This window comes from Xenorhabdus bharatensis (assembly GCF_037996705.1).
GTDB lineage: Bacteria > Pseudomonadota > Gammaproteobacteria > Enterobacterales > Enterobacteriaceae > Xenorhabdus > Xenorhabdus bharatensis.
In genome coordinates, this window is the sequence record NZ_JBBMXG010000020.1 from 71800 (window position 1) to 78012 (window position 6213).

General features: G+C 43.1%; 4 protein-coding genes and 3 tRNA genes. All 7 read left to right on the plus strand.

Going from position 1 to position 6213, the window contains the following annotated elements; translation table 11 throughout:
- Nucleotides 1–8: 8 nt before the first annotated feature.
- The 7 genes from pncC to AAC855_RS17225 all read left to right on the plus strand — a co-directional run bounded on the left by pncC (nucleotide 9) and on the right by AAC855_RS17225 (nucleotide 6065).
- Entirely contained in the window at nucleotides 9–512 is a 504-nt protein-coding gene (gene pncC, locus AAC855_RS17195; RefSeq protein ID WP_340611219.1) for a nicotinamide-nucleotide amidase, read from the plus strand.
- A 235-nt stretch (nucleotides 513–747) separates the two neighbouring features.
- Complete coding sequence (gene recA, locus AAC855_RS17200; protein ID WP_340611220.1) at nucleotides 748–1824, plus strand: recombinase RecA; 1077 nt, start codon at nucleotides 748–750, stop codon at nucleotides 1822–1824.
- Between the two features lie 313 nt (nucleotides 1825–2137).
- Nucleotides 2138–4765 carry an alanine--tRNA ligase gene (gene alaS, locus AAC855_RS17205; protein WP_340611222.1) on the plus strand — a complete coding sequence of 876 codons (2628 nt, stop codon included), beginning with the start codon at nucleotides 2138–2140 and terminating at the stop codon, nucleotides 4763–4765.
- Nucleotides 4766–5013: 248 nt separating this feature from the next.
- On the plus strand, nucleotides 5014–5199 hold the full coding sequence (gene csrA, locus AAC855_RS17210) for a carbon storage regulator CsrA (RefSeq protein ID WP_010845367.1): 186 nt from the start codon (nucleotides 5014–5016) through the stop codon (nucleotides 5197–5199).
- A 445-nt stretch (nucleotides 5200–5644) separates the two neighbouring features.
- Nucleotides 5645–5737 (plus strand) — tRNA-Ser (locus AAC855_RS17215).
- Nucleotides 5738–5824: 87 nt separating this feature from the next.
- Nucleotides 5825–5901, plus strand: a tRNA-Arg gene (locus AAC855_RS17220).
- Nucleotides 5902–5988: 87 nt separating this feature from the next.
- Nucleotides 5989–6065 (plus strand) — tRNA-Arg (locus AAC855_RS17225).
- Nucleotides 6066–6213 lie beyond the last annotated feature (148 nt).

The window sequence follows — 6213 nt, forward strand, 5'->3', positions numbered from 1 at the left end:
GGCGTACTATGGATGAAAAAATCCTGAATCAGCTTAGTATTGAACTAGGGAAAAGGTTACGCCAGAAAAATCTGTCTATTACCTGTGCAGAATCCTGCACAGGAGGATGGATTGCCAAGGTGATCACAGATGTTGCGGGAAGCTCTGCCTATTTTGATCGTGGTTTTGTGACTTACAGTAATGATTCAAAATGTGAAATGCTGGGTGTTTCACCGATATCATTAGCCGAGTCAGGCGCAGTCAGTGAGCAGGTTGTGAAAGAAATGGCTTTGGGCGCATTAGACGCTGCTAAGGCTGATTTTGCGGTTTCAGTCAGTGGTATCGCCGGGCCAGATGGCGGCAGTGAAGAAAAACCCGTTGGCACTGTTTGCTTTGGGTTTGCCGTCCGTGATGGCGCAAAGAGATATACAAAATCATATCGCCGACTTTTCATGGGTGACCGTCATTCTGTGCGTCTCCAGTCTGTTATTTTTTCTTTAAAAACATTACTGGAAGAAATCGTAAAAAATTAGCTTGATGCTGTATGATTATACAGTATAATTGATTCCAGTATTTTGGTCGTATAAACCATATTGATCTTATAAAGCACACCGACTTTATAAATTGCTTTACGAACGTGGTCTTATAAACATTGTTTTTTAAATAAATAGCTTTATTAAACAACGAGTCTTATTAGACGTAGCATCAGAAACGGTTTATCAGCAGTGGGGCAGCCCCCTTCACTTCATTGCTTACGAAGGAGTAAACATGGCTAACGATGAAAACAAACAAAAGGCACTAGCAGCGGCACTGGGCCAGATTGAAAAACAATTTGGTAAAGGTTCAATTATGCGTTTGGGCGAAAACCGCTCAATGGATGTTGAAACCATCTCTACTGGCTCACTGTCTCTCGATATTGCTTTGGGGGCAGGTGGTTTGCCAATGGGGCGTATTGTTGAAATATACGGGCCTGAGTCTTCCGGTAAGACAACGCTGACTCTTCAGGTTATTGCCGCTGCTCAGCGCGAAGGCAGAACATGTGCTTTTATCGATGCTGAACACGCCCTTGATCCGGTTTATGCAAAAAAACTGGGTGTAGATATTGATAACTTACTGTGTTCTCAGCCTGATACCGGTGAACAAGCGCTGGAAATCTGTGATGCCTTATCACGTTCTGGTGCAGTTGATGTTATTGTTGTTGACTCCGTTGCTGCATTGACACCAAAAGCAGAAATCGAAGGTGAAATCGGTGATTCACATATGGGGCTGGCGGCTCGTATGATGAGTCAGGCGATGCGTAAACTGGCCGGAAACCTGAAAAACTCGAATACTCTGCTGATCTTTATCAACCAGATCCGTATGAAAATTGGGGTTATGTTTGGTAACCCAGAAACGACGACGGGTGGTAATGCACTGAAATTCTATGCATCTGTTCGTTTGGATATCCGCCGTACCGGTTCCGTGAAAAACAGTGATGAAGTTGTTGGCAGCGAGACTCGTGTGAAGGTAGTCAAAAACAAAGTTGCAGCACCATTTAAACAAGCTGAATTCCAGATTTTGTACGGAGAAGGTATTAACACTTATGGTGAGCTTGTCGACCTGGGTGTTAAACACAAAATGGTCGAAAAAGCAGGCGCATGGTACAGCTATAACGGTGATAAAATCGGTCAGGGTAAAGCCAATGCGACAAATTATCTGAAAGAGCATCCAGAAATCGCATCTGAGCTGGATAAAAAACTGCGTGAATTATTGCTGAATAATGCTGGTGGGTTCAGTAGCGCGGCTGAAGATTATGTCACTGATTATGAAGACAATGCAGAAGAAGTAAATAACGAAGAGTTTTGATGTTATTTCTTCTGTGCCACAGTTTTGTGGTTACAAATAGCTCTGAAAAAACCACATCCTGTAAGGGTGTGGTTTTTTCTTTTATGGAGAGAATAAATATCTATCTAGCAGGGGCGTCGGAACAGGTCTGACAAACAGACTTTCAGAAAATGCTCAGACGAATTACAATGCTGAAAAGCGAATAGATTTATATGGAATTTTACTTCTTATGGAAGAGACTCTATCTTAACCCTGTTCGTGAGTTGAAATAGTGATAAAACTTATCACTTCAACCATCCATGATTCTGTTTTTCAGCTTGATTTCGGGACAATTATGAGCAAAAGCACCGCTGAGATCCGTCAAGCGTTTCTTGACTTTTTTCAAACTAAAGGGCACCAGATAGTACCAAGCAGTTCATTGGTGCCGAATAATGATCCAACATTGTTGTTCACCAACGCAGGAATGAACCAATTCAAAGATGTATTCCTTGGATTGGATAAAAGGCCTTATACCCGAGCAACAACGGCTCAGCGCTGTGTTCGTGCTGGTGGTAAGCATAACGATTTAGAAAATGTTGGTTATACAGCCCGCCATCATACTTTCTTTGAAATGTTGGGTAATTTCAGTTTTGGCGATTACTTCAAACAGGATGCAATTAATTACGCATGGGAATTGCTGACCGGGGCTGAGTGGTTCAACCTGCCAAAAGAAAAGTTGTGGGTAACTGTCTATGAGACAGATGATGAAGCCTACGAGATCTGGAGCAAAGAAGTCGGCGTTCCTACAGAAAGAATTATTCGCATTGGTGATAATAAAGGTGCTCCTTACGCGTCAGATAATTTTTGGCAAATGGGAGACACAGGTCCTTGTGGCCCTTGTACCGAAATTTTCTATGACCACGGTGAGCATATTTGGGGCGGCCCGCCGGGTAGTCCGGAAGAAGATGGTGACAGATATATTGAAATCTGGAATATCGTTTTCATGCAGTTTAACCGCCATGCTGATGGCACAATGGAACCACTGCCAAAACCTTCCGTTGATACCGGAATGGGGTTGGAACGTCTGGCTGCGGTACTGCAACATGTCAACTCCAACTATGAAATTGATGCATTCCGTGATCTGATTGCCTCAGTAGCAGATGTCACTGGTGCTACTGATCTCACTAACAAATCTCTGCGTGTTATTGCCGACCATATTCGTTCATGCTCATTTTTGATTTGCGATGGTGTTATTCCATCGAATGAGAACCGGGGTTATGTGCTTCGTCGTATCATTCGTCGCGCTATCCGTCATGGGAATATGCTGGGCGCTAAAGAGACATTCTTCTACAAGCTGGTTGCTCCGTTGATCAAAATTATGGGAGCCGCAGGCGAGGAACTTCAGCGTCAGCAAGCATTGGTTGAGCAGGTACTGAAAACAGAGGAAGAGCAGTTTGCCCGTACTCTGGAGCGAGGCCTGCAATTACTGGATGAAGAGCTGGCCAAACTGTCCGGTAATACTTTAGATGGCGAAACAGCTTTCCGTCTTTATGATACCTATGGATTCCCTCTTGATCTGACTGCCGACGTTTGTCGTGAGCGTGATATCAAAGTTGATGAAAAAGGTTTTGAGTCTGCGATGGAGAATCAACGCCGTCGTGCTCGCGAATCCAGTGGTTTTGGTACTGATTATAATGACGTCATTAAAGTTGATGGCCAAAGCGATTTTTCTGGCTATGACCATGATTCTCAGGAAGCCTCTGTAACCGCGATATTCCGTAATGGAGAGGAAGTAGATCACCTGAATGCAGGCGATGAAGCAATCATCATTCTTGATAAAACTGCTTTTTATGCTGAATCCGGTGGGCAAGTCGGTGATACAGGAAAATTGTCCGGTACTGAGGGCGTATTTGAAGTTACTGATACCCAAAAATACGGTCAGGCAATTGGTCACATTGGTAAATTGATAAGTGGCAGCCTGACTGTAAATACAGCAGTTAACGCTGAAGTTGATGTGGCACGCAGAAATAACATTCGTCTGAATCACTCTGCAACTCACCTGCTACATTCAGCACTGCGCCAAATTCTTGGAGAACATGTTTCTCAGAAAGGCTCTTTGGTCAATGATAAATATTTGCGCTTTGACTTCTCCCATTTTGAAGCAATGAAGCCAGAGCAAATTCGTCTGGTAGAAAATTTGGTGAATGAAGAAGTTCGTAAAAATTCATCAATTATTACAGATGTAATGGATTTGGAAGAGGCGAAGACCAAGGGTGCTATGGCACTATTTGGCGAAAAGTACGATGAAAAAGTGCGTGTATTGAGCATGGGTGAGTTTTCCACTGAGCTATGTGGTGGTACTCATGCGAGCCATACCGGCGATATCGGATTATTCCGTATAACCAGTGAATCAGGTACAGCTGCGGGTATTCGCCGTATTGAAGCTGTAACAGGCCAAACCGCACTTAATTCTATTTATCAGCAGACTGATTTATTGCAAGATATAGCTTATTTGGTGAAGGGCGATATCAATAGCCTGAACGAGAAAGTTAAAGCTACGCTGGATAGAACGAAGCAGCTGGAAAAAGAACTGCAACAACTGAAATCTCAGCAGGCAGCTCAGGAAAGCTCTTCTTTGGCTAATAAGGCAAAAGATATTCAGGGTGTGCGTCTGCTGGTAACTCAGTTGGGTGATGTGGAACCAAAAATGCTCAGAACAATGGTTGATGATCTGAAAAATCAACTAGGATCAGCAATTATTGTGCTTTCTACTGTGACTGGTGATAAAGTCACCCTAATTGTTGGTATAACGAAGGATTTGACTGCTAGAATAAAAGCGGGCGATTTAATCTCTTTTGTTGCCCAACAAGTTGGAGGTAAAGGAGGAGGTCGTCCTGATCTGGCTCAGGCTGGCGGGACAGATACAGCAGCTCTTCCTTCCGCATTGGACAGTGTAGAAGAGTGGGTCACATTGCGGTTGTAGTTGGTATTGCAGTGATAGTAGTGGCACCATGGAAGTAATCTTTTTATGGTGCCAAATATTTTTAGTTGTGAAATTGTTGAAATGTTGTGCACATACTTATATTTTAGCTATTCTATACATATAGGAAATGTGTTCAAAACTGCTTATACTTTAAGTAGATATCATAGCTTTACGTTTTCACGGTGTTTGATGGATAATAGCGGGGAAACCTAGAGACCCGACTCTTTTAAATTTTCAAGGAGCAAAGAATGCTTATTCTGACTCGTCGAGTTGGTGAAACGCTCATGATAGGCGATGAGGTAACAGTTACAGTACTGGGAGTTAAAGGCAACCAAGTTCGCATTGGTGTAAATGCGCCCAAGGAAGTTTCTGTTCACCGTGAAGAAATTTATCAACGGATTCAGGCAGAGAAGTCTCAGCCTACAACTTTTTAATTCAAGAATGGCGTCCATGCTTTTTTAAAACTTGGGCGCTACTCTGCTTCCCTTCTTACATAAACCGCATCGATTTATCTCTTTTTGTTACCTTAATTCTATTCTCTCACGTCTTTTCATTTTCTATCTGTTGAAAAGGCCTCATTCATGATGTCATAGCGATGAATAATTTTTTCTATAAATCTTCACATGGATTCGGTAATTTGGCTGTTGATAAAACAGCCTTTTAGACGTTAAACAAAGCGTTTTGTGTGTAAAGTATTCAAACAGAAAAAAGTTGTGAGAAATTGTTTGACTTATCAGGCTGGGAAAGTAATATGTGCGCCATCGCAACGACGAACGGTTTTAAGAAAAACTTCTGAGTAAGTCTGAGAGGTAAAGCTTAAAAGAGTTGTTAAGTGAAAACTTAAAAACGAAAACCTAAGTCAAGAGTTTTAAAGCGTATGGTGAGGTGGCCGAGAGGCTGAAGGCGCTCCCCTGCTAAGGGAGTATGTGGTTAAGAGCTGCATCGAGGGTTCGAATCCCTCCCTCACCGCCATTTTAAAAGCCGCGATTTACTAGGTATCTCAATTCTGAACAGTTAGGCAATCAACAGCGCCTGAACAGAACACTGAAAACCGACAATGCATCCGTAGCTCAGCTGGATAGAGTACTCGGCTACGAACCGAGCGGTCGGAGGTTCGAATCCTCCCGGATGCACCATATTAGATATATCCGATTTATCGGATATTCAATTCTGAAAAATCAGGCAAGCGACAGCACCTGAACAGAACATAGAAAATTGACGATGCATCCGTAGCTCAGCTGGATAGAGTACTCGGCTACGAACCGAGCGGTCGGAGGTTCGAATCCTCCCGGATGCACCATATTAAATATCACAATTTATCGGGTATTGAATTCTGGAAAATCAGGCAAGCGACAGCACCTGAACAGAACATAGAAAATTGACGATGCATCCGTAGCTCAGCTGGATAGAGTACTCGGCTACGAACCGAGCGGTCGGAGGTTCGAATC